The sequence below is a fragment of the Sedimentisphaera salicampi genome, assembly GCF_002117005.1.
Taxonomy (GTDB): Bacteria; Planctomycetota; Phycisphaerae; order Sedimentisphaerales; family Sedimentisphaeraceae; genus Sedimentisphaera; species Sedimentisphaera salicampi.
In genome coordinates, this window is record NZ_CP021023.1 from 2,573,199 (window position 1) to 2,599,803 (window position 26,605).

The 26,605-nt window shown below is 47.8% G+C and carries 27 protein-coding genes; 21 read left to right on the forward strand and 6 right to left on the reverse strand.

Going from position 1 to position 26,605, the window contains the following annotated elements; translation table 11 throughout:
• The 4 genes from groL to STSP1_RS09780 all read left to right on the forward strand — a co-directional run bounded on the left by groL (position 1) and on the right by STSP1_RS09780 (position 4,022).
• The gene (gene groL, locus STSP1_RS09765) at positions 1-1,617 is read left to right on the forward strand and encodes a chaperonin GroEL (RefSeq protein WP_085756160.1); all 1,617 of its coding nucleotides are present in this window, start codon (positions 1-3) and stop codon (positions 1,615-1,617) included.
• Positions 1,618-1,841: 224 nt separating this feature from the next.
• Complete coding sequence (gene dnaJ / locus STSP1_RS09770) at positions 1,842-2,999, forward strand: molecular chaperone DnaJ (RefSeq protein ID WP_085756161.1); 1,158 nt, start codon at positions 1,842-1,844, stop codon at positions 2,997-2,999.
• Complete coding sequence (gene grpE / locus STSP1_RS09775; protein WP_085756162.1) at positions 2,996-3,709, forward strand: nucleotide exchange factor GrpE; 714 nt, start codon at positions 2,996-2,998, stop codon at positions 3,707-3,709. Before dnaJ ends, grpE begins: the two co-directional genes overlap by 4 nt.
• The gene (locus tag STSP1_RS09780) at positions 3,696-4,022 is read left to right on the forward strand and encodes an FmdB family zinc ribbon protein (RefSeq protein WP_085756163.1); all 327 of its coding nucleotides are present in this window, start codon (positions 3,696-3,698) and stop codon (positions 4,020-4,022) included. The genes grpE and STSP1_RS09780 overlap by 14 nt, the downstream gene beginning before the upstream one ends.
• Positions 4,023-4,024: 2 nt before the next feature.
• On the opposite strand, the gene STSP1_RS09785 is transcribed toward STSP1_RS09780, so the two are convergent.
• Complete coding sequence (locus tag STSP1_RS09785) at positions 4,025-5,650, reverse strand: sulfatase (protein WP_085756164.1); 1,626 nt, start codon at positions 5,648-5,650, stop codon at positions 4,025-4,027.
• 174 nt (positions 5,651-5,824) lie between these two features.
• Here STSP1_RS09785 and STSP1_RS09790 point away from each other — a divergent pair, with 174 nt between their 5' ends.
• Together STSP1_RS09790 and ybeY are read left to right on the forward strand one after the other, a co-directional pair.
• Positions 5,825-7,399: an HD family phosphohydrolase gene (locus tag STSP1_RS09790; RefSeq protein ID WP_161491704.1), complete on the forward strand. Its 1,575-nt coding sequence runs from the start codon at positions 5,825-5,827 to the stop codon at positions 7,397-7,399.
• A complete protein-coding gene (gene ybeY, locus STSP1_RS09795) occupies positions 7,326-7,790 on the forward strand; it encodes an rRNA maturation RNase YbeY (RefSeq protein ID WP_085756166.1) in 465 nt (154 codons plus the stop codon). The genes STSP1_RS09790 and ybeY overlap by 74 nt, the downstream gene beginning before the upstream one ends.
• A gap of 2 nt (positions 7,791-7,792) precedes the next feature.
• On the opposite strand, the gene STSP1_RS09800 is transcribed toward ybeY, so the two are convergent.
• Together STSP1_RS09800 and STSP1_RS09805 are read right to left on the reverse strand one after the other, a co-directional pair.
• Positions 7,793-8,935, reverse strand: coding sequence for a ribonuclease D (locus tag STSP1_RS09800; protein WP_085756167.1), 1,143 nt, complete (start codon positions 8,933-8,935; stop codon positions 7,793-7,795).
• A 64-nt stretch (positions 8,936-8,999) separates the two neighbouring features.
• Positions 9,000-9,554 carry a manganese efflux pump MntP gene (locus STSP1_RS09805; protein ID WP_085756168.1) on the reverse strand — a complete coding sequence of 185 codons (555 nt, stop codon included), beginning with the start codon at positions 9,552-9,554 and terminating at the stop codon, positions 9,000-9,002.
• 354 nt (positions 9,555-9,908) lie between these two features.
• On the opposite strand from STSP1_RS09805, the gene STSP1_RS09810 reads away from it, so the two are divergent.
• From STSP1_RS09810 to ruvB, 4 genes are all read left to right on the forward strand, one after another.
• Positions 9,909-11,678 (forward strand): HEAT repeat domain-containing protein, encoded by a 1,770-nt coding sequence (locus STSP1_RS09810; protein WP_085756169.1) that lies wholly within the window; start codon positions 9,909-9,911, stop codon positions 11,676-11,678.
• Positions 11,679-11,765: 87 nt separating this feature from the next.
• A complete protein-coding gene (locus STSP1_RS09815) occupies positions 11,766-12,017 on the forward strand; it encodes an AtpZ/AtpI family protein (RefSeq protein WP_085756170.1) in 252 nt (83 codons plus the stop codon).
• Between the two features lie 125 nt (positions 12,018-12,142).
• The gene (locus STSP1_RS09820; protein WP_085756171.1) at positions 12,143-13,822 is read left to right on the forward strand and encodes an arylsulfatase; all 1,680 of its coding nucleotides are present in this window, start codon (positions 12,143-12,145) and stop codon (positions 13,820-13,822) included.
• A 159-nt stretch (positions 13,823-13,981) separates the two neighbouring features.
• Positions 13,982-15,010: a Holliday junction branch migration DNA helicase RuvB gene (gene ruvB, locus STSP1_RS09825; RefSeq protein ID WP_085756172.1), complete on the forward strand. Its 1,029-nt coding sequence runs from the start codon at positions 13,982-13,984 to the stop codon at positions 15,008-15,010.
• A gap of 31 nt (positions 15,011-15,041) precedes the next feature.
• On the opposite strand, the gene STSP1_RS09830 is transcribed toward ruvB, so the two are convergent.
• Genes STSP1_RS09830 through STSP1_RS09840 form a run of 3 tightly spaced genes read right to left on the reverse strand, consistent with a single transcriptional unit; the run spans position 15,042 to position 17,080 of the window.
• Positions 15,042-15,536, reverse strand: a complete 495-nt coding sequence (locus tag STSP1_RS09830; protein ID WP_085756173.1) for a hypothetical protein — start codon at positions 15,534-15,536, stop codon at positions 15,042-15,044.
• Positions 15,533-16,129 carry an RNA polymerase sigma factor gene (locus tag STSP1_RS09835; RefSeq protein WP_085756174.1) on the reverse strand — a complete coding sequence of 199 codons (597 nt, stop codon included), beginning with the start codon at positions 16,127-16,129 and terminating at the stop codon, positions 15,533-15,535. Before STSP1_RS09835 ends, STSP1_RS09830 begins: the two co-directional genes overlap by 4 nt.
• A 9-nt stretch (positions 16,130-16,138) precedes the next feature.
• Positions 16,139-17,080, reverse strand: coding sequence for a hypothetical protein (locus STSP1_RS09840; protein WP_085756175.1), 942 nt, complete (start codon positions 17,078-17,080; stop codon positions 16,139-16,141).
• 250 nt (positions 17,081-17,330) lie between these two features.
• On the opposite strand from STSP1_RS09840, the gene STSP1_RS09845 reads away from it, so the two are divergent.
• From STSP1_RS09845 to STSP1_RS09895, 11 genes are all read left to right on the forward strand, one after another.
• Positions 17,331-17,873 (forward strand): hypothetical protein, encoded by a 543-nt coding sequence (locus tag STSP1_RS09845; protein WP_085756176.1) that lies wholly within the window; start codon positions 17,331-17,333, stop codon positions 17,871-17,873.
• Between the two features lie 84 nt (positions 17,874-17,957).
• On the forward strand, positions 17,958-19,640 hold the full coding sequence (locus tag STSP1_RS09850) for a GspE/PulE family protein (RefSeq protein WP_085756177.1): 1,683 nt from the start codon (positions 17,958-17,960) through the stop codon (positions 19,638-19,640).
• A 9-nt stretch (positions 19,641-19,649) separates the two neighbouring features.
• Positions 19,650-20,852: a type II secretion system F family protein gene (locus STSP1_RS09855; protein ID WP_085756178.1), complete on the forward strand. Its 1,203-nt coding sequence runs from the start codon at positions 19,650-19,652 to the stop codon at positions 20,850-20,852.
• A 7-nt stretch (positions 20,853-20,859) separates the two neighbouring features.
• Positions 20,860-21,291, forward strand: coding sequence for a type II secretion system major pseudopilin GspG (gene gspG, locus STSP1_RS09860; RefSeq protein ID WP_085756179.1), 432 nt, complete (start codon positions 20,860-20,862; stop codon positions 21,289-21,291).
• 2 nt (positions 21,292-21,293) lie between these two features.
• On the forward strand, positions 21,294-21,791 hold the full coding sequence (locus STSP1_RS09865) for a pilus assembly FimT family protein (protein WP_085756180.1): 498 nt from the start codon (positions 21,294-21,296) through the stop codon (positions 21,789-21,791).
• Positions 21,791-22,165, forward strand: a complete 375-nt coding sequence (locus tag STSP1_RS09870; RefSeq protein WP_085756708.1) for a type II secretion system protein — start codon at positions 21,791-21,793, stop codon at positions 22,163-22,165. The genes STSP1_RS09865 and STSP1_RS09870 overlap by 1 nt, the downstream gene beginning before the upstream one ends.
• 5 nt (positions 22,166-22,170) lie before the next feature.
• Positions 22,171-22,932, forward strand: a complete 762-nt coding sequence (locus tag STSP1_RS09875; RefSeq protein WP_085756181.1) for a type II secretion system protein GspJ — start codon at positions 22,171-22,173, stop codon at positions 22,930-22,932.
• Positions 22,916-24,250 (forward strand): type II secretion system minor pseudopilin, encoded by a 1,335-nt coding sequence (locus STSP1_RS09880; RefSeq protein WP_161491705.1) that lies wholly within the window; start codon positions 22,916-22,918, stop codon positions 24,248-24,250. Before STSP1_RS09875 ends, STSP1_RS09880 begins: the two co-directional genes overlap by 17 nt.
• Before the next feature lie 32 nt (positions 24,251-24,282).
• Positions 24,283-25,530: a hypothetical protein gene (locus tag STSP1_RS09885; RefSeq protein ID WP_085756183.1), complete on the forward strand. Its 1,248-nt coding sequence runs from the start codon at positions 24,283-24,285 to the stop codon at positions 25,528-25,530.
• Positions 25,530-26,075, forward strand: a complete 546-nt coding sequence (locus tag STSP1_RS09890) for a hypothetical protein (protein WP_085756184.1) — start codon at positions 25,530-25,532, stop codon at positions 26,073-26,075. Before STSP1_RS09885 ends, STSP1_RS09890 begins: the two co-directional genes overlap by 1 nt.
• Positions 26,065-26,601 (forward strand): hypothetical protein, encoded by a 537-nt coding sequence (locus STSP1_RS09895; RefSeq protein WP_123807032.1) that lies wholly within the window; start codon positions 26,065-26,067, stop codon positions 26,599-26,601. Before STSP1_RS09890 ends, STSP1_RS09895 begins: the two co-directional genes overlap by 11 nt.
• Positions 26,602-26,605 lie beyond the last annotated feature (4 nt).

Consider the following 26,605-nt stretch of genomic DNA (forward strand, 5'->3'; position numbering starts at 1 on the left):
ATGGCAAAACAAATGATGTACGATACAGATGCGAGAAAGCAGCTTCTTGAAGGGCTTCAAACCCTTGCATCTGCAGTGAAAGTAACGATGGGGCCAACTGGTAAGAATGTGCTCCTTTCAAAGAGCTTCGGAGCCCCGAAGGTAACAAAAGACGGCGTGTCTGTGAGCAAAGAAATCGAGCTTGAAGACCCGTTCATGAATATGGGCACCAAGATGGTTAATGAGGTGGCCAATAAAACCAGCGATAATGTAGGCGACGGTACTACCACTGCTACAGTTCTCGCTGAAGCTATCTTCTCAGAAGGCATCAAGCACGTAACTGCCGGAGCGAATCCTGTGGCAGTTCAGCGGGGGATAAACAAGGCTGCTGAAGCGGCTGTTGAGTTTATCGAGCAGAGCTCCAAGAAAGTCCGCGGCCACGAAGACATAGCCAAGGTCGCATCAATCAGCGCCAACAACAACAAAGAAGTAGGCGAGATGATTGCCGATGCTATGGACAAGGTTGGCAAAGAGGGCGTGATTGAGGTAGAAGAAGGCAAGGCAATGCAGACAGAGGTTAGCGTTGTCGAAGGTATGCAGTTCGACCGCGGTTATCTGTCTCCATACTTTATGACCAACACCGAATCTCTCGAAGCGCAGCTTGAAGATGCCTACGTGCTTTTGTACGAGAAGAAGATTACTAACGTAAAAGAGATTGTCCCGCTTCTGGAAAAGGTTTCTCAGTCTGGCAAGCCGCTGCTTATAATATCTGAGAATATCGAAGGCGAGGCGCTGACAGCTCTTGTTATAAACCGCCTTCAGGGCGTTCTTAAGATTGCGGCTGTAAAGGCTCCAGGCTTTGGAGACCGCAGAAAAGCAATGCTGGAAGATATTGCAGTGCTTACCGGCGGTGAGGTTATCACGGAAGACCTCGGCGTAAAGCTTGAGTCTGTGGAGCTTTCTCAGCTCGGCAAGGCAAGGAAAGTGGTTGTGGGCAAGGAAACTACAACTATAATCGAAGGCGAAGGCAAAAAGAAAGACATCAAGGCACGCTGTGAGCAGATCAGGGCGATGCTGGAAAAATCAACCAGCAGCTATGATCAGGAAAAGCTTCAGGAACGTCTTGCAAAACTTACCGGCGGTGTGGCGGTTATCAAGGCCGGCGCTGCTACGGAAGTGGAAATGAAGGAACGCAAAGACCTGCTTGACGATGCCCTCTGCGCTACAAGGGCAGCAAGCGAAGAAGGTATTGTTGCCGGAGGCGGAGTTATTTTCCTCCGTGCAATCAAGAGCGTTAGCGAAGCGAGAAACAAGGTTCGCGGCGACGAGAAGCTCGGCTTTGATATAATGATAAATGCATTAAAAGCCCCGGCGATTCAGATTGTGAAAAACGGCGGCGGCGACGGTGATGTTGTTGCCGAGCAGATGCTCGAGATGACCGGAGGCAAGGGCTACAACGCTGCTACAGGTGAATTCGTAGATATGATTCAGGCAGGTATTATAGACCCGGCAAAGGTATCTCGAATCGCCCTTCAGAATGCAGCGTCTGTTGCAGGCCTGATGCTTACAACAAACGTTATGATTACCGATTACGAGCAGAAGGAAGACGAAGCTGATATACCGGGTTCTGTTCACTAAAAGATATTGAATCAGCCAGACCGCAGGGCCTTTAGCTCGGAAATTATTTGAGTTTTGCCCTGCGGTTTTTTCATAAACGCAGCTTTTCCGAGTTGTTCGGAGTTGCCCGTGTCTCAGGGCTTGGCAAGGCACGCGGGTTTCTTTTGTAAACAGGCGAGGCGGAAATTAGAGCTTGAGCTCGGCCCTTGAGTCGGGCTGCGAATTAAAAACAACGGGCAGAAGTTATGACAAAAAGAGATTATTACGAAATACTGGGCGTCAGCAAAGACGCAAGCGCAGATGAGATAAAAAAGGCTTACAGAAAGCTCGCAGTTAAGTATCACCCTGATAAGAATAAGGGCGATAAAGAGGCTGAGGAGAAATTCAAGGAGTGCGCTGAGGCATACGAGGTTCTCAGCAATCCCGAGAAACGAAAGAAATACGACCAGTTCGGTCATGAAGGGCTGAGGGGTTCAGGCGTTCATGATTATTCGAATATGAACGTTGATGATATATTCTCGAACTTCGGTGATATTTTCGGCGATATATTCGGAGGCGGCTTCAGCAGCGGTTTCGGCGGAGGTTTCGGGAGAAGAGCAAACCCAAATGCCCCGCGTAAAGGGCTCGACCTTGAAACAAGTGTGGAGCTTACCCTTGAAGAAGCGTCCAAAGAAAGCAAGAGAACGATAGACTTTACCCGTCAGGATAAGTGCGATAAATGCGGCGGGAGCGGCTGCGAACCCGGAACAAACCCGAAAACCTGTCCAACCTGCGGCGGAAACGGACAGGTTAGCACAACACGAATGGGCGGCTTTTTCCAAACTATTTCAACCTGCCCAAACTGTAAAGGCACAGGCAAAGTAATATCCAACCCTTGCAGTAAATGTAAAGGCAGCGGCAGGATGCCCGTTAAGAGGAAGGTTACTGTTAAGATTCCTGCCGGAATACATGAAGGACAGGCGGTCAGGGTGGCCGGTGAAGGTGAACCGGGAGTGAACGGAGGCCCTAACGGCGATCTGTACTGCTATGTTGACATAAAGAAGCACCCGTTCCTCGTTAGGGACGGAAACGATCTGATAGCCGTAGTGCCGGTGAGCTTTACTCAAGCGGCGCTAGGTGCGAAGATTGATGTTCCAAGCCTTGAAGGCAGAAAACAGCTTACTATACCTGCCGGAACGCAGTATGGGGATGTATTTAGAATAAAAGGGCAGGGTATGCCCGATCTCAGGAGCTCGAGAAAGGGCGATGAACTCGTTCGAGTAACTGTGGAAATACCCAAAAAACTGAAACCAAAACAGGAGCAGCTGCTTAATGATTTTGCACAAACTGAAGATAAGCATGTGTCTCCTGAGAGGGATAATTTTTTCAAAAAGTTGAAAGATTATTTCGGGAATAAAAAATGACAGAAGAAAAAAACAAAAACACTCAAAACCAAGAGCAGAACAAGGCTCAGGATATAAACGCTAAGGCTGAAGAGAAAAAGGCTGATAAGCACAGCGAGAAGGAACAAAAAAAGCTCAGTAAAAAAGAAAAGATTGAAAAGCTCCAGAAGGAGTATAACGAGCTTGAAGAAAAGTTCCAGAGGCTCAGAGCAGACTACGCCAACTATCAAAAGCGCGTTCCGAAGATGATTCAGGACGAGGTGAACTACAAGGTAGAGTCTTTTATAAAGGCTCTTCTGCCCGGGCTGGATAATTTTGAGCATGCCATAAAGCACTCTGAAAACAGCGAGAATGTAGAAGGCGTTGTTGAAGGTGTTGAGATGGTGTATGCGAACCTGCTGGAGATACTGAAAACTCAGGGGCTTGAACAGATTGCAGCGAAGGGCGAGCAATTCGACCCGTCTGTACACAGGGCTGTTGTGAATCAGAGCCTTGAAGACAGAGAAGACGGCGTAGTGCTTGAGGAGATACAAAAAGGCTACCGTATTAAGGATAAAGTTGTTCGTCCGGCAATGGTGGCAGTTAATAAGCTTCAAAAGCAGCCGCAGACTCAGCAACAGCCGGCCGGGCAGGAGCAGGAAAATCCGGAGCAGGCAGGCTCCGAGAAAGACGCCTCACAGGAAAATGATAACAACCAGAGCGAGGAGGATAAAAACGATGCCGACGTATGATTACAGGTGCGCTGAATGCGGGTATGAGTTTGAGAAGTTTCAGCAGATAACCGCCTCGCCTCTCAGGAAGTGCCCAGAGTGCGGGAAGATGACGCTCAAAAGGCTTATCGGCACAGGCGCCGGAGCAATCTTCAAAGGCTCAGGCTTCTACGAAACCGATTACCGCTCCGAGAGCTATAAGGAAGGCGAGAAAAAGGCTGCCGAAAAGAAATCAGAGAAAAAGAGCGGGAAGGATTCCGCAAAAAGCGAAAAAACTTCCAGCTCTCAATCAAAATCACAAAGCAGCAAACCCGCGGATACAAAATCCGCCTGAAATTACCCTCGGCTCGCTTTCTTCAGGCCTTCTGGCACTCCCCCGAGCATACTGGCGAGCTTTCTGCCCAGTGAATTCAAAATTGGTTCGCTTGAGGAGAGCTCGGCGAGGTTATGCCATTCGTATGGGTCGTTCCTGTGGTCGTATAGCTCCTCAGCTCCGTTGCGATACACAATATAGCGGTAGTTGACAGTTCGAACAGACCAGTTCTGCTTCATTGGATCGCTGCCTGTTTCCCTGCCAGCATAGATCATTGAAATAGCCGCCTCTGGGCCGTCCCAATGCATAGATTTCGGATTCTCAAGGAACGGCTTCATGCTGAATCCATCGAGCTTTGCACCTTTGGAATTTTTGCGTGTGTCTCCTTTGAGCCCGCAGAGATCTTTGAGGGTAGGGTATATATCAATCAGCGATACAGGATGTTCTGCCCTTGTGCCGGGTTTGGTAAGCCCGGGAGCCCGCACAATCAGAGGAACGCGCGTGCTTTCTTCCCAAAGCGAATTTTTGAAAAGATAATCCTTCTCGCCCATATTCCAGCCATGGTCGCTGGTCATCACGACGATTGTATTATCCCTTAACGAGCTGGCCTCAAGGGCATTCAAAACTTTGCCGATGCAGTCATCCACAGCGGCTACGCTCGCAAGATAGCCCTGCGTGAAGTGCCTGAGCCCCTCTTCAATGCTTGAATATGATTCTCCGAGCGTTTTGAAATACCTTGGGCCTTTCTGGTCATCATCGTAAACGTCGAGGTAGTGGGTGTCTTCTTTATCGCCCAGCTTTATCATAGGCACCTTCACATCCTCCACTGGAAACATATCGAAGTATTTCTTCGGAACGTGGAAAGGCGTATGCGGGCGAACAAAGCCTACGCCCAGCATAAACGGGCGGCTGTCTTTTGATTTCTCAAACTCCCTTATCTTGCCGGCAGCCCAGTCTGCATTTCTTTCGTCCGGCGTTGGGTCTCTGTGTTCGGAGTCTTCGTATTCCATCTTCTTGTTTTCGCCCCAAGGGTAGCCGTAAATCCAGCCCTTTTCGCCCGATTTATCCTTAGGGAAAGGATCATCGCTGAGCGGGGCGTATGAGCCGTCAACCGCTCCTATCTCGCTGTAGGGCTCGGGGACGGAAGGATGAGCAATCCTGTTTTCCCCGTCAAAAACGAACGGCCCGTAATCGGGGTGGTACTTGTGCTGGTTCCATTCATTCGGACGGCAGTGGTGCATAAGCTTGCCAGAGCCGGCTGTTTTGTAGCCGTTTTCGCTGAAGTATTTCATCAGAGACTTAGAATTTTTCAGCACGGGGTTTTTGAACCACTTATTGAAGAAAAGGTTCTTTGATGATTGCGGATATATCCCTGTTAGAAAGCTCGCGCGGGAGGGAGCGCATACCGGATTGTTGCTGTATGCCCTTTTGAAGAGCGTGCCCGATTTTGCGAGCTTCTCTATGTTCGGTGTTTTTGCTTGCGGATGGCCCCCCATCCCCTGAACGTAGTCGTTGAGGTCGTCGCAGACAATGAGAAGTACGTTAGGCCTTTGCTTTTCACCGGCCGAAGCCCCCGAAGGCCAAAGCGAGCCAAACCCCGCTGCGGCGGAAAATGATGCTGCACTTTTCAGAAAAGTTCTTCTTTTCATGAGTATAATCCTTTCCTTAAAACATTTCTTTCAATTAAGTATGTTATTAAGCCGCAAATTTTTCTGCTTTTTTGTTGGGAGGCAGTTTTTTTGGCGCCGGCAATCGATTTTTGGAATAAGCTTGAACATCCCGGTTTTAGTTTTAAAATGCTGTTTTGGCCTGAGAGCTTAATTATGAAGATATTTAGAAAAAAAGTAAATGCCCGAAGGAAGCAGGTACGCAACACGCGGGCTGCGGAGCGGGCATCAAAATACAACGAGTTTGTAAGGCAGGGCTATATGGCAGCCGTTATCACGGCGGTTATATTCGCATTTCTCTGCAGCGCGGTTCTTTCCTTCAGTGTAGAAGGCTCGTTAGTGAGAATAGCCGGCCCGGCTGAATTTCTTGCATACTTCGCCCTGATGCTGCTTATAACAGCCGGGATGGGTGTTTATACATACCTTTTCCGCCCGAGAATTATCCGCAAAAGGGCAAGGCTTCTCGCCCTCACAGGACTTCTTCTTCTGCTGCTTTTTATAGCAAAAACAGGATCGGGCTCTGAGGAATGGGTTTACCTTACAACAGGTACTGGGGTGGTTTCAGCTATGATCCTCACTATCACCTACTCCCAGCGTTATTCGCTCACGATCTCCCTGTTGTATGCCCTTATGGCTTCGTTTGTACTGCCCGGGCAGGAGGCGGTGGAGCTGTTTCTAACGATGGTTGCGGGGATATTTGCCTGCTGCTTTACGATGAAGGAAATACGCAACCGCTGGAAGCTAATACAGGTGAGTATGTTCGCTGCTATATGCGTGATGGCGGTATCGGTTTCGATGGGTGTTATCAATCGGCTTGAGGGGCTTGAGGTAGTCCAGAGGGCTGGAACGGCTGCCTTATCCACGTTCTTTGTAGGCGTGATAATTCAGGGGATTCTGCCGGTGATAGAGAAGGTTTTCGGAGTTGTAACGAGCATGACCCTGCTGGACTACTCCGATGCAAACCAGCCCCTTCTCAAGAAGCTCGCTATGGAGGCCCCGGGAACATACAGCCACAGCCTTCTGCTCGGCTCGCTCGCTGAAAACGCTGCCGAGGCGATCGGGGCAAACGGCCTGCTATGCAGGGTCGGGGCATATTACCACGATATCGGAAAAACCAATAAACCCAAGTATTTTGTGGAAAATCAGATGGGGCAGGCAAATAAGCACGATACAATTACCCCTGCTATGAGCCAGCTTGTGATTGTGGGGCACGTGAAAGACGGGATTGAGATTGCCAAGGAATACAACCTCCCGCCTGCGATAAGGCAGTTTATAGAAACCCATCACGGCACAACAATCATCAAATATTTCTACGAAGAAGCCAAAAAACAGAGGGGCGAGGAGAACGTTTCGGAAGATGATTTCAGGTATCCAGGGCCGAAACCCAGCACAAGAGAGGCGGCTATCCTGATGCTCTGTGACGGAACAGAAGGGGCTACGCGAGCCCTCTCCGAACCAACGCCTTCAAAAATATCGGCGGTGGTGCATAATATTCTGATGTCCCGCCTGAGGGATGGGCAGTTTAACGACTGCGAGATAACTATAAAAGAGCTGAGCAAGATTGAGAAGGCCTTGGTTAAAAGCCTAACAGCTCATTATCACGGCAGAGTTAAGTATCCCGAAGATAAAGACGAGGAAAAGAAAGCTGAAAACGGGAATGGTGGAAACGGAAATAAACATTCAACTTCCGAATCTCAGCCTCAGCGAGAGGCGATTCAGAAACCTGATTGAGTTTACCTGCGAAAGATTCGAGCTTGAAAATGCCTTGATAAGCATTGCGGTAGTGGGCGATGAGGCTGCAAGCGAGGTGCACAGGCTCTTTATGGCTGACGATAAAACCACAGACGTTATAAGCTTTGACCTAACTGAGCCGGATAGCGGGGAGCTGAATTTCGAGATTATCGTGAATTACGAAATGGCGGAAAGAACCGCTCAAGACAGCCCGCATTCATCAGAAGATGAGCTGCTGCTCTACACACTGCACGGCCTGCTGCACAATCTCGGCTTCGACGATACCACCGAAGAGGCTTTTTATAAAATGCACAAGGAGGAAGATGATATCCTCGAGGAATTCGGTGTAGGCCGCATATTCGGCAATAGGGAATTCGAGCCCAAGGGTTAGTTTTAGCCGCTGTGGCTCAGAATGATGCTGATGAACCGGTCTTCAATAATCTCAAGCTGCCAGTCATTAAGCTGGAGTACTTTTCTAAGCTCGGAAACTGTCTGGGGTTTCCTGCGGGACACTTCCTCAATGCCGGCTTTATTCACAAGTATTGAAGGGTCTATTCTTCTCTCTTCCGCAGCCTGCGCAACAAAGCCCCGAAGCTCTTTCATAAGAGCCTTGTCGTAGGCAGCAGGCTTATCCTTTTTTACATACTTATCAGGCCAGTTTTCTTGGGGGAGTCTTTTTGCGTAATCGATTCTTTTTTTCAGCAGACCGTAAAACTCGCCCTTGCATGCTCTGGGAAGAAATTTACTTTTTGAAAGGCTGTATTTGCCATCCCCTGAGAGCTTTTTTGAGAGCTCAATCATCGATGAGCTTCTCATCACCTTAAACGGGGGCAGGTCTATCTTTGCGGCAATTTCCTCTCGCCAGCTCCATATTACCTTCAGGTATCTCAGTTCAGTCGGCTCTAGAACGGAATAGCCTTTCACCCTCCATTTTTCAGGGGAGTTCTTTTCCTTGTATTTCGGCGTGTTCTTTGCCCTGTCTTTCATAGACTGGCTCACCCATTCACTTCTGCCCATATCCTCAAGCAGCTCTGTGAGCTTGTCGGCAAGCGGTTTGAGGAAGGCAGTGTCTGCTGCTGCATAAGAGAGCTGCTTCTCGCTGAGCGGCCTTTTTGTCCAGTCCGAAAGCTGCTGATCTTTTGGATGCTCCACCCCGAGAAACTCTTGGAGCAGATTAGAAAGGCTCGTTTTCTCAATACCTGCAAGTGAGGCGGCCTGCTGTGTATCAAAGATTTTGTGTTTCGGTTTGAAACCGAAATCTTTATCAAGCATTCTCAGGTCGTAGTCGCCGCCGTGAAGGATTAAAAGCTTTTTTTCGAGCGTTTTAATAAAGCGGGAGAAATCAATATCCTTCAGGGTGTCAACGATGAAACTGCCATTTTCAATGCTTATCTGCATAAGGCAAACTCGCTCGTAGTATGCGTGCATTGAATTTCCTTCGATATCCACCGCTGCGAAGCTGGAGGCGGCAATATCTTTTTCGAGCCTGTCAATAAGGCTTTGGGTGTCTATGTATTTATAAGAAATCATATTCATAAAAAGGATATTACCAGCAATTGCTAAACAAGTCAATCCTGCCTGTTAACTCCCGTAAATTTTCTCAGCCGAAGATGAGGATTTTTATGCCCAGAGCTATAAGTATAATCCCTCCGGCAAATTCGGTTTTATTCTCGAAAAGATGTCCCGCTCTGCAGCCTAATTCAGTGCCGATAATGCTCAATAAAAATGTTATTACGCCTATAATCGTAACGGCAAACCACACGCTCGCATCAAACAGGGTTATTGTAAAGCCGGCGGCCAGAGCATCAATGCTGGTGGCAAAAGCAAGAACTATAATTGCCGCTACGTCTGCTCTGACTTTTCCCGCTCTTCCGGTATGAAGCAGTTTGCCAGCTTCGTATATCATTTTTATCCCCAGAAATGACAGGATCGCAAATGCAAGCAGATTTGCTGCATTCTGAAGGTATTTAGAAAAAAAACCTCCTGCAAAAAAACCGGCAAGAGGCATTAGAGCCTGAAAAAGCCCGAACATCATGGCCATAAACATTGATCGGGAAAATTTCAGTTCTTTGTATGTTGCCCCGATTGCCAGCGATACGGAAAATGCATCCATCGCAAGGCCTAAAGCAAGGGCTGTTATTTCTATATAAGGCATAGCTGAAATTGTAAACCGGCTGAGGAGAATAATCAAGTAATTGAAAAATGAGCAAAAAACTGCCAATTGAACAAAAGCCAGAAAAAATGCAAAGTGGGGCGATAGAAATCCTTCAGGAAAAGTGCGTTTTAACACAATAAACAAGCCCTCAACGAAAAATATATGAACTTGCGGGATGGCCGGGTGATAAGTTTTAAGTAATAAGTGATAAGTTTTAAGTAATAAGTGATATGTTTCAAGTTTTGGGGATTGGGGGATTTGTTTTTAATTGACACCTCGATTAGACAAATTATAATCCTTTGAAAGTAATTATTCGTTTTTAAAGTTCGGCGAACACCTTTTTGGAGACAATAGATGTCTATTAAAATCTGTAAGATATGTTTGCTGGCGGCAATGCTTTCGTTTACATCGCTGCTCAGCGCTGCTACTACTAAAGAAAACTGGAACGACTTCCTGCACTACACAGCAATTGGCCGGTATGAGCTTGCAAAGAGCAAGGCCGAGGCGATTATAGAAAGCGAGCCGGATCCGGTAGAGATGCTTGAGCTCACTCAGGAAAATCCCCGCGGATATTCGATCCTGCTCAGGGTTTACAACAGCAACGAACAGCTCAAAGACGCCGCCTCATCGATTATCGATATTATTGAAGAAGGGCGTTACATCAAAAGGACTGACCCGGAAATCATCAGGCAGGAGATTAAACGCCTCAGCACAACTATAAGAGGCCGAATCAAGGCCGAGAAGCGGCTTCGAAATTCAGGCGAGTTTGCCGTGCCTTATATGCTTGATGCGATTGGCGATGAGTCCCGCAAGGACGAGATGCCTTATATCACAGCAGCCCTTGGGAAGATGGGCAGGGATGCAGTGAGGCCGCTCTGCGCAGCATTGCAGATGAAGGATGTGGCGGTTAAGTCTGAGGCGGTTCGTGCTCTAGGGAGCATCGGTTATTCAGAGGCGCTTCCGTATCTCAAGCACGTTTATGAAACTGCTGAAACGGAAGAGCTCAAAAAGCTTGCAGCTAAAAACCTGCAGAAGATCAAGGGCTCTTCCCTTCAGGTTTCTGCATCTGATCTGTTCTTCGCCCTTGGTGAAGACTACTACTACCATAAGGATTCGCTCAAGCCGAACGCAGAATTTGATTTTGCAAATGTTTGGTTTTGGGATAAAACTCAGAAAAGACTCTCCCGCGAAAAGGTTGAACGCGGATATTTCTTTGAGCTGATGTGTATGCGCAGCTGTGAGTGGTCTCTCAAGGCAGATCCCGAAACAGGCGAGGCAATTGCCCTCTGGCTCGACGGCTTCTTCAAGGCTCAGCAGACCGAAATTGCGATGCCTGAGTATTTCGGTGATGGTCATGCAGACGCTATGACCTATGCTGTAACAGCAGGCCCTGAATACCTCCATCAAGCCCTTTCACGTGCGATAAAGGATAAGAACAACTATATCACCCTCAATCTCGTAGAGGCGCTTGCAGCAAGTTCCGGCGAGGCTTCCCTGCTTGAAAGCTTTGGAACGAGCCAGCCGCTTGTGGATGCACTTGAATACGATAACACCGCCGTGCAGCTCAGCGCAGCTATCGCTCTGGGCGGGGCGAATCCAACGAGGGATTTCGTTGGCAGCTCACTTATAATCGAGCGTCTCAGCACTGCGATTATGCAGGAAAGTGCCGAAGAGCTCGGCGAGGATAAGGCCGCAGAATATGCTGACAGGGCATTTGATGTGCTCGATCAGCTCTGCTCTGCGAGGAATAAGATTGTGGATGTGTCTAAGGCTCAGAAGCCTCTGATCAGGGTTATCCGCTCAGACAGCGATAAATACCGCATTGAAGCGGCTCAGGTGCTCGCATATCTCAAAACAGCAGAGGCTCAGAAGTCCATTGCGAATGTTGCCTTGAGCGAGGATTTTGATAAATCCGTACGTATGAGCGTGTTCGATTCGCTCATCAATTCGGCCAAGCTCAACGGCAGCAAGCTAACAGATGAACAGATAGACAAACTCTATTCAATGACAGCTTCGAGGGCGGTAGATCCTGAGCTGAGAGAATCATCAGCCAGTGCTTACGGTTCGCTGAACCTCCCGAGCGAGAAGGTGAAAACTCTGATACTCGATCAGGCCAGAAGCTGAACTAAGCCAGAATTACAGGAAATTGAAGCAGTGCATCTGCCGGCTGGAAAAGGCTTTGGCGATGCACTGTTTTTTTATGGATGATTTATGAAAGATGAAAAGGATAAAAACAGCGAAAGCCATGGCGATTACTACCGCTGGGTAACCGTGGGCATAGAGTATGCGGTTTTAATGATGCTCGGTGCATTTCTCGGCTCGCTTCTGGATAAGATCCAAAACACAGAGCCCGGCTTTATCATTATCGGGGCTCTCTCGGGCTTTGCCCTTCAGCTTTATATAGTGCTTAAAAGAAACAGAGAGGATGAGGACTCCGGCGGCGATTCTGAGGATAAATCCTGATTTAGCGTGAAATCATAAACATATCTGTATTTTTTTGTAAAAAATTTAACCATCCTGCTATTTAATAGTAAGGCCGCTGTGTTTAGCGGGTTTACTAAATAAGATTTAGACTTTTCGGAGGATATATGAATCGCAGAAAATTCTTGCAGAGGGCCGGTTTTGCAGCAGTTGCTGCTCCGTTTGCCGGTCATATCAATGCGTTTGGTGCGAATTCTGCAAACATATCAGGGGCAGCCGAGGCCGCCAAAAGGCCGAATATTCTTCTGGTATTGTTTGATGATCTGGGCTACAGTGATCTAGGCTGCTACGGCGGCGAACTGCCTACGCCCAATATTGATAAGCTCGCAGAGAGCGGGCTTCGCTACACACATATGACAAACTCCGCACGCTGCTGCCCATCAAGGGCGAGCCTCCTTACAGGGCTTCATCCCGGGCAGACCGGCATCCCGAATTTCGGCGGTTCACTCGTTGACAATTGCGTAACCCTTGGTGAGGCGCTCGGGAAAAGCGGTTATCAGACATATCACGTTGGTAAATGGCACGTTGGAGCAAAAGAGGGCACTCGCCCAACAGACCGCGGCTTTGATGAATTTTACGGCTTCTATCGAGGCTATGCGCAGGATCAGTGGGAGCCGGACAAATATCACCGACTTCCCGAAGGACGCAAGCCCGAAATTACATACGATAAGGAAAATTTCTACGCCACAGATGCCTTCAACGACTACACCCTTGAGTTCCTCGATCAGGCGAAAAAGAAGGATAAGCCGTGGTTTATGTATCTCGCTCACTCCTCGCCTCACTTCCCCGTCCAGGCTCCTTACGAATCAGTGAAGCCTTTGCTTGATACTTACCGCAAGGGCTGGGATAAATTGAGAGAGCAGAGGTTCGAAAGGCAGAAGGAGATTGGACTGGTAAATCACGACGGCTGGAAACTAACAGACCGCTCGCTCGTGCCGGTTGAGAATAACAACAAGATCGCAAACGGCTATTCGGGAGAGCCAAACCCCTCTTGGGATTCGCTGCCGGAAGACCGTCAGGAAGATCTCGCCCACAGAATGGCTATATACGCAGCTATGGTTAAGCACGTGGATGAAGGTATTGGCAAGATCGTTCAGAAGCTCAAAGACCAAGGGGAGTATGAAAATACAATCATAATGGTCCTCTCGGATAACGGTGCATGCTATGAATGGGGGCCTTTCGGCTTCGACGGCCGCTCCAGAGCAGGAATAACGAAACTGCACAAGGGCGAAGAGCTCAAGAAGATGGGCGGCCCGGGTACGCACCACGCATACGGATCTGCTTGGGCGAATCTTTGCAACACGCCTTTCCGCCTTTACAAGCACTTTACCCATCAGGGCGGTATTGTAACGCCGTTTATCGTGCACTGGCCTGCAGGACTGAATTCTACAGACCGCTGGGTTCGCGATTATACGCATATTATTGATGTTATGCCGACTCTGCTGGATGTCGCCAAGGCGAAGTATCCAAGGGTTTATAACGGCAGCAGGATTCAGCCTATGGAGGGTGTGAGCCTTACCAAAACTTTCGAGCCCGGCGGAAAGCTCGAACCTCGCACACTTTGCTACAATCACCAGAAGGCAAGGGCAATTATAAAGGGCAAATGGAAGATGGTTTGGGGCAAGAGATTCCCCGAGCCGATCGAATGGGAGCTCTATGATATTGAGAAAGACCCCTGCGAGACCGAGAACGTGGCGGATAAGCACCCCGAGGTTGTAAAATCTCTCTCGAATGAGTGGCAAAGGTGGAAAGTGCGAACTAAGGCTCAATCCAGAGGAAATAAATAACGCAGAACATATAAATCTCGGGTTTGCTTCAGACCCGAGATTTTTTATACGCCTTTTTCCTGCCGAAACGTTTTGAAATAATACCTCTGAGAGTTATAATTACCGTCAGGCCGAATATAATCGGCAATTAACGAAAGAATCAATTTTGGCAGGAATCAGATGGCAATAGAGAGAGTTTTAAGCGCAGAAGAGAAGAACCCGGCGGAAAACAGCTTTAATGCTGCCCTACGCCCTCAGAGCCTTTCGGAGTGTATCGGGCAGGAGAATGTGCGTGAGAAGCTTCGTATTGCAGTAGAGGCGGCAAGCAGACGAGACGAGCCGCTCGAGCACATACTCTTCTACGGCCCTCCCGGGCTCGGTAAAACCACTTTCGCCAACATCATAGCCCGTGAGATGAATGCGGCTATCCGCGTTACCTCAGGCCCCGCTCTTGCCAAACAGGGCGATATAATGGGGCTTTTGAGCAATGTCAATACGGGCGATATTGTGTTTATAGACGAAATACACCGCCTGAATTCTGCTGTGGAGGAGTTTATTTATCCCGCTATGGAAGATTTTAAGGTGGATTTCACGGTTGACAGCGGGCTGCATGCCAAAACGATAAACTTCCCGCTCAAGCGGTTTACGCTTATCGGAGCTACAACAAGGGCAGGGCTGTTGAGTTCTCCTCTTAGAAGCAGGTTTGGGATGCTCTATCATCTGGAATACTATAAAGTTGATGAGCTTGCGGAAATTGTCAACCGCTCGGCTGATATGCTCGGACTGAAGGGTTCGCAGGAAGCTATAAGGCTCATTGCTGCGAGGAGCAGACGCACGCCGAGAATTGCAAACCGCCTTCTGAAGAGAGTGCGTGATTATGCACAGGTTAAGGGCTCCGGCGAACTTACAACGGAGATCGTGAACAAATCGCTTGAGATGGAGCGGATTGATTCTGCCGGCTTAGACCAGCTCGACAGGAGCTTTCTCAAATCGCTGATCACAGTTTACGGCGGAGGACCTGCGGGCATTGAGGCAATCGCTGCCACGCTGGGCGAGGAAAGGGATACGCTGGAGGATGTTGTAGAGCCGTACCTGCTGCAGGAAGGCTTCCTCAGAAGAACAAAGCGGGGCAGAGAGGCCACGCCGCTGGCCTATTCTCATTTGGGCATATCTCCTCAAGCTCCAAACAACCAGCCGCTCTTCGAATAGCTGCGGTATTAAGGTTTTATTAGAATAGGCTTTAGGTTTCTGAATCGCTTTTGCTGTTAGGCTGATTTACTCCTTTGGGCATACAGCCCTGCAGAAAATCTATCCCGCTTTTGATGTCCTGCTCTATATTTTCAACTTCCCTTTCATACATTGTTTCCGGAGTAAATGAGATATCCGGGAGAGCCGTGCTGAAATTTAAATGTTTGCCGGCATTATTCGCCTGAGCAGGCTTTTGGGGTGTTGTGTTGGAATAGATAAAAAACGCACCGGCAAGCAGGAGTATTCCTGCTGCTATAGACGAAGCAAATTTCAATTTCGGCAGAGCCCTTCTGGAAGGCTCGGCATTTTGGCTGCTGTCAATTTCGTTTAGTTTATATTCAATTTTTTTATAAACCTCTTCCTTCTGATTTTGAGATATACCTATATCGCTTTGGTGCATTATCTCATCTATCTGGCTGGCAGTGAGCCTTCTGCGGTGATTTTTGCTTTCATCCGTTCGCATAAAGCTGAAAAGCTTAATTTTCATAATTTTGCCCTTTCAAAACTAACCCCCTCATCTGATCTAAAAAAACTGTTGTGTCTTTTTTCCTGCTCGGCATAGAGCTTTTTGGCCATCTTTTTTCGTGAGCGGTAAAGAAGAACTCTTGTAGCTGCGTTTGTTTTGCCCATCACCTTTGCTATCTCAGATACGCTCATTTCCTGCTTGTATTTCAGCCATAGAACCAGAAATGCTTCTTCGCCGAGTTTTCTTGCCTTCTGCCACACCCAGCCGTAATCTTCATGGCTTTGTTCAGTAATCTCAAGATTTCTCTGAGATTCCTCGCTCATTAGAACCGGCTTGCTTTTCCTTGTATTAGACACAAGCGTTCTGTAAGCGATTGTAAAAATCCATGTCTTGAAGCTGCTCTTGCTGTCAAACTTTTCAATATTCCTGTATGCCTTAATCATAGTCTCCTGCACAATATCCTCTGCATCATGATAGTTATTCGTTTTCGAGGAAACAAATAAAAGCAGCTTTCCTGTAAATCTGTCTGCAAGCTCATCGAAAGCCGCCCGGTTGCCGTTAGAGGCGAACCGGGCAAGCCTGCTGTCATCAATATTTTTCAGGTTATCGTGCATCGAAGTTTGTTACTTATCAGAGTCCTCAGCTTTTTCTTTTTCTGCGTGTCTTTTGATTGCCTTATAAACCTTTTCAGATGGTATTTCAATACTCATAAAAAGCTGGTTTTTATCGCGGGTGAGAGTGGTTTTTTCAAGAATTGAAAGAGCATCAGTGTTGTTTTTGCTTTTCAGCATTAAGAAAGCCTTGATACCGGAAATCATCTTTTCAACCTGCTTGGCAGATTTTTTATCTTTCGTTGTTAGGTCAAGATCTATATATGTTTTCCCTTCCTTCTCTCCGCTCACAACAGCGAGCATACTGGAATTGTTGAAAATGGCATTTTTCTTGCCGAATTTGTCAAGGTTGCTGATTTCGGTTATCCCGATAATCATAAAGGCATCATCGTTTGCTGCTTCAAGAAGAGAGCCGAGAGAAGAAGAACCCGCTGTCTTTAGGCTTTCCCGGTCTTTCGCTTTCATATCAATAAACTTCTTAAGAGCCTTTCTGTTCTCTGAAACAACCACCTGTTTCGGGCTTGCGAATATACCGGATTTGAGTCTGTTGTCCTTTTGGTCTCTCCATTGATGAATCCTCTCGCTTCTGTAGAGCTCAAGCTCATATTCTTCATTTTCCTCAAGCTGAGAAATTACATGCGGCTTGTCGAACTCTCCATAAACCATTAAAACGGCGTTCTGTTTTTTTGAGTCCGGTCCGTACAGCGTGACTCCATGGGTTTGCTCCAGCACATCATACCCGAGGAAATCTGAGAGCCACTCAATCTCTTCCATTTTGTCTGCGGGTATGTCTCCTTTGCCCATCTCCCAGTATTCGGTTTCGCTGAACCGGTCTGAATTCCAGTGAAAAACCCACTTTGAATCTGCGGGTATGTGGTTCATTTTCAATTCTGCTGCTGTGGCTGCAGAGCCAATGAATGTAATGGCTATAATTGCAGTTAAAATTTTCTTCATTTTTAATCCCTTTCGTTAAGTTTGATGCCTGATTTTTGTATATCTTTCCTTAAGGATGATCTCATTTTGTAATACGCTTTGACAGGCTTAAATGTAACATAAAAAAAATAAATTTAGAATAATCTTGAAAATTTTTTAATATTATTAAACCTTTTGAAATATACCCTGCTCTCTATACGTCTAATATAAGAAAACAGTTTAATATGAATACAAACCGTATAATTTTATTTTAGTTAATAAGGATTGAAAAATGAAAAAGAAATTAGTGTTTACAATGCTGCTTTTTGCAGTTTTATCAGGCGGACTGTTCGCTGCTGAAGGAGACCGTGAAGACAGAGGCAGGGCAAGGCCGGACAGAAACAGAAGGCCAAGGCGCGATATGGACGAGATGCGGAAGATGATGCAGCAGCGCATTATGACCGCAATCAAGGACAAACTCGCTGTGAACGATGATGAGTGGGCTGTTGTTAAGCCGCGTGTTGAGACGGTGATGGAGCTCAAGCAGAAGGCGCAGCTTGGTGAAAACAGAGGAATGATGAATGTGTTTAGAAGAAGAGGCGGCCCTGAAAGAAACATCGAGGAGCTTGAAGGTTCACGCAAAGCGGCCGCAGAGCTTGAAGAGGCATTGGAAAAGGAAAATCCTGATGTAGATGAGATCAAAAAAGAGCTCAGCGAACTGCGTGCTGCAAGGGCCAAGGAGCAGCAGAAGCTTCTTGAGGCTCAGAAAAAGCTCAAGGAAATTCTTACCGTTGTGCAGGAGGCGCAGATGGTATCAATGGGGCTTCTCAAATAGCTCTGTAAATAAAAAACAGTGCCGGCTGCGTTAATTGCGGCCGGCAGTGAACATAAAAAAACTATTTTTCCGGACCTACTGCTAATGAGTTTTTTATCGCAGAAATTGAAGGAAAAGAGCCTGATAAGTGCGTCTCAGGCTCTTGCCGTTGATGAATCAATCTCCAAAAACAACACCATTCTTGGTGCTGTAAGTTCGAATACGGACTTGGATGAACCAAGTTTGCTGGAGGCGATCGCTGATATTATCGGCTGCAGATACCTGAGCTCTCTGGAAAGTCTCCTGCCCTCTCGAGATATGCTTGCAAAATTCCCAGCGAGGCTGCTGCTTGAACACTGCATAGCTCCCGTAGAGATTGACGAAAGGCTGCATATTGCCGTGAACGATCCTTTCAACAGCAGAGGGATTGATCAGGTGCGCATATCAACAGGACTGGACTGCCCGATTGCGCTTTGCTGCAGGTCTGATATAGACCGCTTTATCAAAACCCATCTCGGCCTGGGCGCCGATACGATCCAGACTATGGTAGATGAGGCTGAAAGCAGCGGGCTTACGATACTCAGCGAGATTGAACAGCAGGATATAGACCTTGAAGATGAGGCTGAAGGCGCATCGATAATTCGATTTGTCAATCAGCTGCTTACAGAGGCCATAGAAAAGAGAGCAACGGATGTTCATATCGAGCCGTTTGAAGATGAACTGCGTGTGAGATACCGGGTGGACGGAGTGCTTCAGGGGGCGTCAGTACCGCCTGAGGTGAAGCAGTTTCAGGCGGCGATTGTTTCACGTATAAAGATTCTCAGCAATCTGGATATAGCCGAGAAGAGGGTGCCTCAGGACGGAAGAATTAAGGTGCTCCTTTCGGGCAAAGAGGTGGATATCCGTGTTTCGATTATCCCGATGCTCTATGGCGAGGCGGTAGTATTGAGGCTGCTGGACTGCTCATCAATGCTGCTTGGGCTTGAGAATATCGGTATGAACCGCGAGGACAGGGAAATTTTCTCTGATGTGATAACGAAGCCGCACGGGATTATTCTCGTTACCGGTCCGACCGGAAGCGGCAAAACTACCACGCTTTACGCTGCTCTTTCGAAGATAAACGATCTTGAGCGAAAGATTATCACTATAGAAGACCCGATCGAATATCAGCTTTACGGCGTAAATCAGATACAGGTGTCTAATAAGCGCGGGCTTACCTTTGCAGCGGGGCTTCGCTCTATTCTCCGGCACGACCCGGATGTTATTCTTGTGGGCGAAATACGAGATCTTGAGACAGCACGAATCGCTGTGCAGTCATCGCTCACCGGCCATTTGGTATTCAGCACACTGCACACAAACGACGCCTCCGGAGCTCTCACAAGGCTTGTGGATATGGGTGTTGAGCCGTATCTTGTGGCTTCTTCGCTTGAAGCTGTGCTCGCCCAGAGGCTTCTCAGGAAGATCTGCCCATACTGCCGAGAAGAGATTGATAAAGATGAAGCTAATGCCCTCAGGGATAAATACGGCGAGATAATCCCTGAAACGCTCTACAAAGGGGCAGGCTGCAGAAACTGCCAGGGGACAGGCTACAGAGGCAGGGCAGGAATCTTTGAGCAGCTTGTTGTAAGCGATGATATAAGAGCTCTTCTTATGGATAACGCCTCGGTTACAGACATCAAGAAGCAGGCGAAGAAAGAGGGCATGAGAACCCTCAGGGAAGACGTGCAGAGGTATCTTGATGCCGGCGAGACTACCGTAGAAGAAATGCTCCGAGTAACGAAGGTGTAAGGAGGGAATATGCCTTTATTTGAATACAAAGCTTTCGACAGCTCAGGTGCAGCGGTGTCCGGAAGGCTCGAGGCGGCAGGACGCAAGGCCGCCTTGGATACTCTTGCAGCAAAAGGGCTTATGCCTTCTGAAATCCAGCAGAACGATAAGCAGTCCGCTTCACAGCGTGCAGGCAGGGTTTCAAAGAACGATATCGAAACATACACGAGGGAGCTTGGCAGCCTGCTTACTTCCGGGATGCCGCTGAGCAGGGCAGTGAAGGTTCTTGAGAATGAATCGGATAAGCCGGCCAGCAAAAATCTCTGGAAGGATGTTTCAGAGAATATATCCAACGGAGCGAGCCTTGCAGATGCCTTGAGCCGTTGGCCGAAATATTTCCCGCCTGTGTACTCAGCTATGGTTCGGGCGGGCGAAATGGGCGGATTCCTGGATCTTGTGCTCAATCAGATTGCAGATTTCCGTTCAAGCGAGAATGAGCTGAGGAGCAGGGTTCAGTCTGCAATGATTTATCCGATTATCCTGAGCGTATTCTGCTTTGCTATACTTGTATTTCTTATGCTTTTTTTTATACCGCGTTTTTCTTCCATTTTTATGGAATTTGGAGGGGAGCTTCCCGGGCTTACCAAAACAATAGTTGCGGCAAGCGAATTCATTATGAGCTACTGGTACATAATCCTCTTTGCTGTTTTTGGAGGTGTTGTATTTTTCAAAAACTATATCTCCACGCCGCAGGGACGAGCAAGATATGAGAAAACGCTCCTTTCGATACCTATTGCGGGGACGATTACGGCAAAATTTGCGTTTGTGCGTTTTACAAGGATGCTCGGAACTCTGATAGGGGCGGGCGTTCCGCTGGTGGATTCTCTCAAGGTTGCAAGGGAGGCGATCGGCAATCACGTACTCTCAAGAGCTGTGAGTGTTGCGGTTGAAGATGTGCAGAAGGGCAGCTCTCTTTCGGCAAGTTTGAGAAGATGCCCGGAGCTTTTTTCCGGAGCCAATATTGAAATGATCTCGATTGCTGAGGAAAGTTCAAGACTTGATCAAGAGCTTCAGCGTCTTGCAGAGATGAATGAAAAGCAGCTCGACAGAAAGCTCAAAACTGCTGTCTCGGTATGCGAGCCGCTGATGCTTTTTATTATGGCTTCAATTGTGGGAACGATTGTAGTGGGGATGCTTCTTCCAATATTTAATTTACAGGAACTTATTCATTGAGGGAAATATGAAACAAAACAAAAGAAAAGGATTCACGCTCATAGAGCTTCTGCTTGCCGTGGTGATTCTTGCGGTTTTAGCGGCTGTTGTAGTACCGAAGTTTACAGGCAGAAGTGAAGAGGCAAGAGTGAGCGCAGCTAAAACAGATATATCAAATATCGAGCTGGCTCTGGATTCATACGAGATCGATACAGGCGATTACCCATCAGACAGTGAAGGGCTTGAGGCTCTTGTTGACAAACCTTCGGGCAATGATTCTGAGAGATGGAAAGGCCCTTATCTCAAACGCGGCGTGCCTGATGACCCGTGGGGAAATGAATACAATTATGAGTATCCTGGCAGGCATAATGAATACGGCTACGACCTCTATTCAAACGGTCCCGATGGAAGGGGCGGCACTGACGATGACATAATAAACTGGGATGAGGACAGAAACTGAAAATGCGTTCTGCTGGAACAAAAGCCTTTACGCTTATTGAGCTTATTTTAGTGATGGTGATCATCTGTACGATGCTCGCTGTTGCTGCGCCCTCGCTCAGAGGCTTTTTCTCTTCGCGGCAGCTCGGCGAGCTTGCTGAGATGTTTGTGGTCTCGGCAAGATACGCCCGTCTTCAGGCTATCTCCGAAAGCAGACCTTACAGCTTTATGATTGATGAATCCAGAAAGAGTTACTGGGTGGCAGACAACCCCGGTCGAGAGGATGAGCATACAAAGGAGAGTATGTCTGTACCTCGGGATATCCCGAAGGAAGTTGAGATCACATTTGAGGGTTTCCAGCGTGAAGGAAACGCCCGCTACATTGAGTTTGATTCGCTTGGAGACTGCAAAGACTGCAGCGCACTGCTTGAAGATTCAAGGGGCAACCGCTTCCTTGTACAGTTTAGAGGATTGGGCAGAAAGTTCACCAGCATAGAGCTTGAGAATTTACGGAGGAACTGATGGAAGGTCTGCGGAAAGCCTTTACACTGATCGAAGTTCTTGCGGCAGTGGTGCTTGTGGGAATCATACTTCCCGCTGCTGTTTCAGGGATCTCTATGGCAGTTCGGGTGGCTTCAAATTCTGCCAAAATCCAGCGTGCGGGTATCCTCGCAGAAAACCGGCTCGCAGAGATCAGACTGGAAGAGAATTGGACAAAAAGCCAGCAGACCGGGGATTTTGAAGAAGAAGGGTTTAAAGATTTTCGCTGGCTAATGAGAGCAGAAGACTGGACAGACCCCTCGCTTCTGGAGGTAAGTATTACTGTTTACTGGGGCGAGGATATCCAGCGAGACAGTATTGAGCTTACTACTCTCGTGAAGCAGGAAACGGACTGACACAGATGAAAAAGGCAGGTGCAAACAGAGAATGTGCTTTCACGCTTATAGAGCTCGTTATGGCGATGGCTCTTATAAATATCATTGCGCTGAGCCTTTATTCATCTTTGCATATTGCTTTCAGGGCTAAAGATTCCGCTGAAACGGCCCTTCAGCCGTACAGAACGATTGTTCCTGTGTTTGAATCCATAAGGCGTGATTTAACTTGCACCCCTTCGCCTGATGGAACACTTTTTGGAGAGTTTACAGGCGAATCTGATGAGCAGGGCGATTTTCCGGCTGATCAGCTTTCGTTTTTTTCAGCAAGCTTAAGCGGGGAAGCAGAAAAGCAAACCTGCAATATTGCAGAAATAACCTACGCCCTCACCTCAGGGCTGGATGAGGTGCCCGCCCCTGCGCGGGTAAACATAGACGAGCAGAAGAAGAACCTGCTTGTTAGATACGTAAGGTACAATCCGCTCTCAAAGGATGCCGAACAGCTCAATGAGGATATACTGTTTGAAGGTGTCAGATCGCTTGAGATTGAATATTACTATCAGGGCGAGTGGCTCGAAGAGTGGGATTCTCAAGAAAAAGACGGCGTTATCCCTCAAGCGGTGAGATTCAGTATTCAGCTCTCTGACTCTCAGAAAAATGAGGAGAAAGAGGTGCATAAGAGGCTCAATAATAATGGTGATAACCCCGTTTATTCCAAAACCTTTCTTCTTCGCTGTTATGAAGGAGCCAGTGAAGACTCTCAGGGAGAAGCAAATGCCGGCCAGCTTTAAAATACACAGCCGAAGAAAAGGCACAGTGCTTATCGTTACGATATGGGTTACGCTCCTGCTTGCCGGGCTTGTGATTATTATGGGCAGGTCTCTGCGGGTGGATGCCTTGTTTGCAGCAAACAGCCTCTCAACGGTGAAGTGTGAGGCGGCAGCTGAGGGAGCGATTGATTACGTTTTAACCAGTATTTCCAGCGAGGAAGACTCTTCGGTGGAGTATGAACAAACGGCGTTTGAGGCGATGAGAATCGGGGATTGTTATTTCTGGGCGATTTCGCCTGATCTGTCGGATGAAGATCATCTCTCCTATGGACTTATAGACGAGGCGGGGAAAGTTAATCTTAATACTGCTTCCTACGATATGCTCACCAAGCTTCCCGGAATGACAAGCGAGCTTGCCTATTCGATAATTGACTGGCGCGACGGCGATCAGGAGGTGAGCCCGGGCGGGGCTGAAAGCGAGTATTATCTGCTGCTGGATGAGCCGTATTCGGCCAAGGATGATGATTTCGAAACTGTTGAAGAGGTGCTTCTGGTGAAGGGAGCAGAGAAGGATATACTCTTCGGCGAGGATACAAACAGAAACGGCCTGCTTGATGAGAATGAAAACGACGGGGCGGCTTCAGCCCCCGACGACGACGGAGACGGAAAGCTCGATCCGGGCTTTTACAATTATGTTACAGTTTGCAGCAGCCAGCCCAATGAGGCCAGCGGAGGCGGGGAGATGATAAACGTTAATGATCAGGCCAACAGTATGAAAATATTTAATCTTCTAAAAGAAAACGAGGGAGAAGAGAGGGCATACGAAATCCTTGCCGCAATTCAAACTCAGCAGAGTTATGATAATATTATTGAGTTCTACTATACCAGCGGAATGACCCTTGAAGAATTCGAAAAGTTAGGTGCGAATATTACCACAAGCGATGAGGATACGATAAACGGGCTTATAAATGTAAATTCTGCTCCTTCCGAAGTGCTTCTCTGCCTGCCCGGGCTTGAGGAGTCTGAGGTGGAGGATTTGGTTGAATACAGGGCAGAGAATCCGCCGGAAGAGGGGAGCATTATCTGGATTACAGAGGTTCTTGAAGAGGCTAAGGCCGTGGAGATTGGCAGCTTCATAACAGGAAGCTCGCATCAGTATTCGGCGGATTTGGTGGTTGCTGCCTCCGACGGCAGGGCGTTTGCAAGATACTTCATTATTATCGACACCGCCTCCGGTCAGAGCCCGCAGGTGATTTACAGGCAATCATTAAAACATCTTGGCTGGCCTCTGGATGCCCAGATTCTTGAAACGCTCAAAAGCGGAAAAGAATTAGAATAATCAGGACGATAGCTTTTTATTTAGGCGAATAGATGAAAAATAACAGAAAAATACTTGGCATAGTGTTTACCTCAAAGGCCGTTTCGGTTTGCGAGGTTCACAGGCGAAGGACGCATTTTGAAGAAACTGGATTTGCTCAATTCGAGCTTCATAATAAGCTTTCAGATGAAGCCGGCCGGTTCAGGGAGTTTTTGAAAAATGAGGGGTTCTCCGCATCTCAGGCGGTTCTCTCTTTAAGCTCAAGACACATAATGGCAAGCAGATTTGACGTTCCGGGCAATCTCCAGCAGGCTCAGCTTGCCGGTGCAGCGAGGCTGAAAATTGAGAGCTCGCTGGATATTCCCTTCGAACAGATTGAAGCGGATTATATTGCCTCAGAGGGAGCTTTGAATGTCTTTGTTATCACAAAGGCTGCATTAAAAGAACGCCTTGATTTTCTCCGTTCAGCAGGGCTTACCCCCGTTGCGGCCGGCTGTATAGCGTCGGTTTTGCAGCCTGAGGAGCAGGGTCTTTCTGTATTTCCTGTAACAGGCGGTTTTGAGCTGGCCTGCCGGACGGGTTCGGCCTTGAGCGATGTTGATTTTATCAGCAGTGAAAATGCAGGTGATGATCCTGAATCTGCTGTACGCAGCTATGTCCAGGCGCAGAAGCTCAAAGGCTCTCTGCCAGAGGAATCGCCGGTAAATATGCCGGAAAAACCGTCTGAAACAATGGATCAGCAGGCTGCAAGGATCGGGGCAGAGCAGTATTTAAGCTCAGCGTTCAAGATTGATTTTCTTGCCGGAAGGCTCCAGCCTGAGAATGGGAAGGTCTCCCGCCCCCTTATCTTAAAAGCGGGCTTAGCAGTGGCGGCTGTTTTGATTTTGGCGGGTGTTTTTGCTTATGATACGTGGAGTCGTTTCAAGGATATGAAAGCCTCGCAAACAAGGCTCTCAGAGATATCTCAGCAGGCTGAGGAGGCTGAGAAGATTATCGGAAGGGTTCAGTTTGCACGAGGCTGGTTTGACAATGAGCCTGTAAGGCTTGATATGCTCAAGGAACTCACAGATGCCTTCCCCGCTGAAGGCAGCGTTTGGGTGAATTCGATTGCCTCTGATTCTGCTCTCGGGCAGGTCGTTACGGGCAGAGCGGAGAGCGAGAATGCTGTGAACAAAACTATAGACCGCATCAAAGACGGCTCGGGTATGAAATCGGTGAAAACGCTTTACATAAGAAAATCCGGCAAGGGAAGCGGAATATTTGAATTTGCGGTGAGTTTTGATTTTGAGGAGGCAGGCTGATGGATCTGACGTTGAGAGAAAAGCGAATTTTGATTATTGCCCTTGCTTCGATAGCAATTCTGTTGTGCGATAAGTATATCATTTCTCCAGGACTGGGAAAAAGGGCTGAGATTATAAATGCAGGTGAGAAAAATAAAGAAGACCTCGCGCAGGCTCAGAATCTGATAAAGCGAAAGAAGCTCTTCCAGCCGCAGTGGGATCGGATGCAGGAAAACGGGCTGACTGAAAATGTTCAGCAGCTCGAGAGCAGGCTTCTTGATTTCATCGATAAAACCTCCAGCTCCGCCGGCCTTGATATATCCTTTGTTCAGCCGGATGTCTCGGAGGTGAAGGAAGGATTTGGATTGGTGGAAATGTCTATTTCAGGGAAGGGAAGCATCAGAGCGGTTACTGAATTTATGTACGAAGCGGCTTTATCCGATATGCCCGTGAGGACGGAATCTTTTCAGCTCGGAGCGGCCAATGAAAACGGCACAGAGATATCGGTTCAGATTGATTTGAGCGCTCTTTTTATAAAACCTGCAAAGGAGGATAATGATGAATAAGGTTCTGCTTGTACTGCTGATAACGCTCGCACTCTTTGCCTCAGAAGAAGAAAAGGCATCAAGCCTTGAGGATTACAGCGTAATTTACAAAAAAAATATATTTTCCAAAAACAGAATCCCTGATTTGCCTCCGGAACAAACAGAGGAAGCTGAAAAGAAGGTTCGCAGGGTGATCAGCGTTTATGTTCTGAAAGGCACTGCCTTCAGCGGCTCAAAGCCTTCAGCTTTCATAGAGGAGGAAGTTTCGGGAAAGGTTTATATCGTAGGCCCGGGAGAGGAGATTGCAGGCAGAGAGATTTTGAATGTGAGCAAGGATGCGATTGTCTGCAGAGAAGGTGATTCAGAGTCTGAGGTGAAAATAGGGGGCGAGCTCGGCAGATCGGAAACAGAGAAAACTGTTTTCGTGCAGCAGGATTCTGAGCCTGCTGAGCAGGATGATGAGAAAACAGAGCCTGCCGGCGATTCGGATAAAAGCGAGATACTGAAAAAATTAATAGAAAGAAGAAAACGTCAGTTAGATAAATGATGAG

Coding starts and splice junctions, on each gene's coding strand:
- groL (WP_085756160.1), top strand. CDS start 1: ATGGCAAAACAAATGATGTACGATACAGATGCGAGAAAGCAGCTTCTT.
- dnaJ (WP_085756161.1), top strand. CDS start 1,842: ATGACAAAAAGAGATTATTACGAAATACTGGGCGTCAGCAAAGACGCA.
- grpE (WP_085756162.1), top strand. CDS start 2,996: ATGACAGAAGAAAAAAACAAAAACACTCAAAACCAAGAGCAGAACAAG.
- STSP1_RS09780 (WP_085756163.1), top strand. CDS start 3,696: ATGCCGACGTATGATTACAGGTGCGCTGAATGCGGGTATGAGTTTGAG.
- STSP1_RS09785 (WP_085756164.1), bottom strand. CDS start 5,650: ATGAAAAGAAGAACTTTTCTGAAAAGTGCAGCATCATTTTCCGCCGCA.
- STSP1_RS09790 (WP_161491704.1), top strand. CDS start 5,825: ATGAAGATATTTAGAAAAAAAGTAAATGCCCGAAGGAAGCAGGTACGC.
- ybeY (WP_085756166.1), top strand. CDS start 7,326: ATGGTGGAAACGGAAATAAACATTCAACTTCCGAATCTCAGCCTCAGC.
- STSP1_RS09800 (WP_085756167.1), bottom strand. CDS start 8,935: ATGAATATGATTTCTTATAAATACATAGACACCCAAAGCCTTATTGAC.
- STSP1_RS09805 (WP_085756168.1), bottom strand. CDS start 9,554: ATGCCTTATATAGAAATAACAGCCCTTGCTTTAGGCCTTGCGATGGAT.
- STSP1_RS09810 (WP_085756169.1), top strand. CDS start 9,909: ATGTCTATTAAAATCTGTAAGATATGTTTGCTGGCGGCAATGCTTTCG.
- STSP1_RS09815 (WP_085756170.1), top strand. CDS start 11,766: ATGAAAGATGAAAAGGATAAAAACAGCGAAAGCCATGGCGATTACTAC.
- STSP1_RS09820 (WP_085756171.1), top strand. CDS start 12,143: ATGAATCGCAGAAAATTCTTGCAGAGGGCCGGTTTTGCAGCAGTTGCT.
- ruvB (WP_085756172.1), top strand. CDS start 13,982: ATGGCAATAGAGAGAGTTTTAAGCGCAGAAGAGAAGAACCCGGCGGAA.
- STSP1_RS09830 (WP_085756173.1), bottom strand. CDS start 15,536: ATGAAAATTAAGCTTTTCAGCTTTATGCGAACGGATGAAAGCAAAAAT.
- STSP1_RS09835 (WP_085756174.1), bottom strand. CDS start 16,129: ATGCACGATAACCTGAAAAATATTGATGACAGCAGGCTTGCCCGGTTC.
- STSP1_RS09840 (WP_085756175.1), bottom strand. CDS start 17,080: ATGAAGAAAATTTTAACTGCAATTATAGCCATTACATTCATTGGCTCT.
- STSP1_RS09845 (WP_085756176.1), top strand. CDS start 17,331: ATGAAAAAGAAATTAGTGTTTACAATGCTGCTTTTTGCAGTTTTATCA.
- STSP1_RS09850 (WP_085756177.1), top strand. CDS start 17,958: ATGAGTTTTTTATCGCAGAAATTGAAGGAAAAGAGCCTGATAAGTGCG.
- STSP1_RS09855 (WP_085756178.1), top strand. CDS start 19,650: ATGCCTTTATTTGAATACAAAGCTTTCGACAGCTCAGGTGCAGCGGTG.
- gspG (WP_085756179.1), top strand. CDS start 20,860: ATGAAACAAAACAAAAGAAAAGGATTCACGCTCATAGAGCTTCTGCTT.
- STSP1_RS09865 (WP_085756180.1), top strand. CDS start 21,294: ATGCGTTCTGCTGGAACAAAAGCCTTTACGCTTATTGAGCTTATTTTA.
- STSP1_RS09870 (WP_085756708.1), top strand. CDS start 21,791: ATGGAAGGTCTGCGGAAAGCCTTTACACTGATCGAAGTTCTTGCGGCA.
- STSP1_RS09875 (WP_085756181.1), top strand. CDS start 22,171: ATGAAAAAGGCAGGTGCAAACAGAGAATGTGCTTTCACGCTTATAGAG.
- STSP1_RS09880 (WP_161491705.1), top strand. CDS start 22,916: ATGCCGGCCAGCTTTAAAATACACAGCCGAAGAAAAGGCACAGTGCTT.
- STSP1_RS09885 (WP_085756183.1), top strand. CDS start 24,283: ATGAAAAATAACAGAAAAATACTTGGCATAGTGTTTACCTCAAAGGCC.
- STSP1_RS09890 (WP_085756184.1), top strand. CDS start 25,530: ATGGATCTGACGTTGAGAGAAAAGCGAATTTTGATTATTGCCCTTGCT.
- STSP1_RS09895 (WP_123807032.1), top strand. CDS start 26,065: ATGATGAATAAGGTTCTGCTTGTACTGCTGATAACGCTCGCACTCTTT.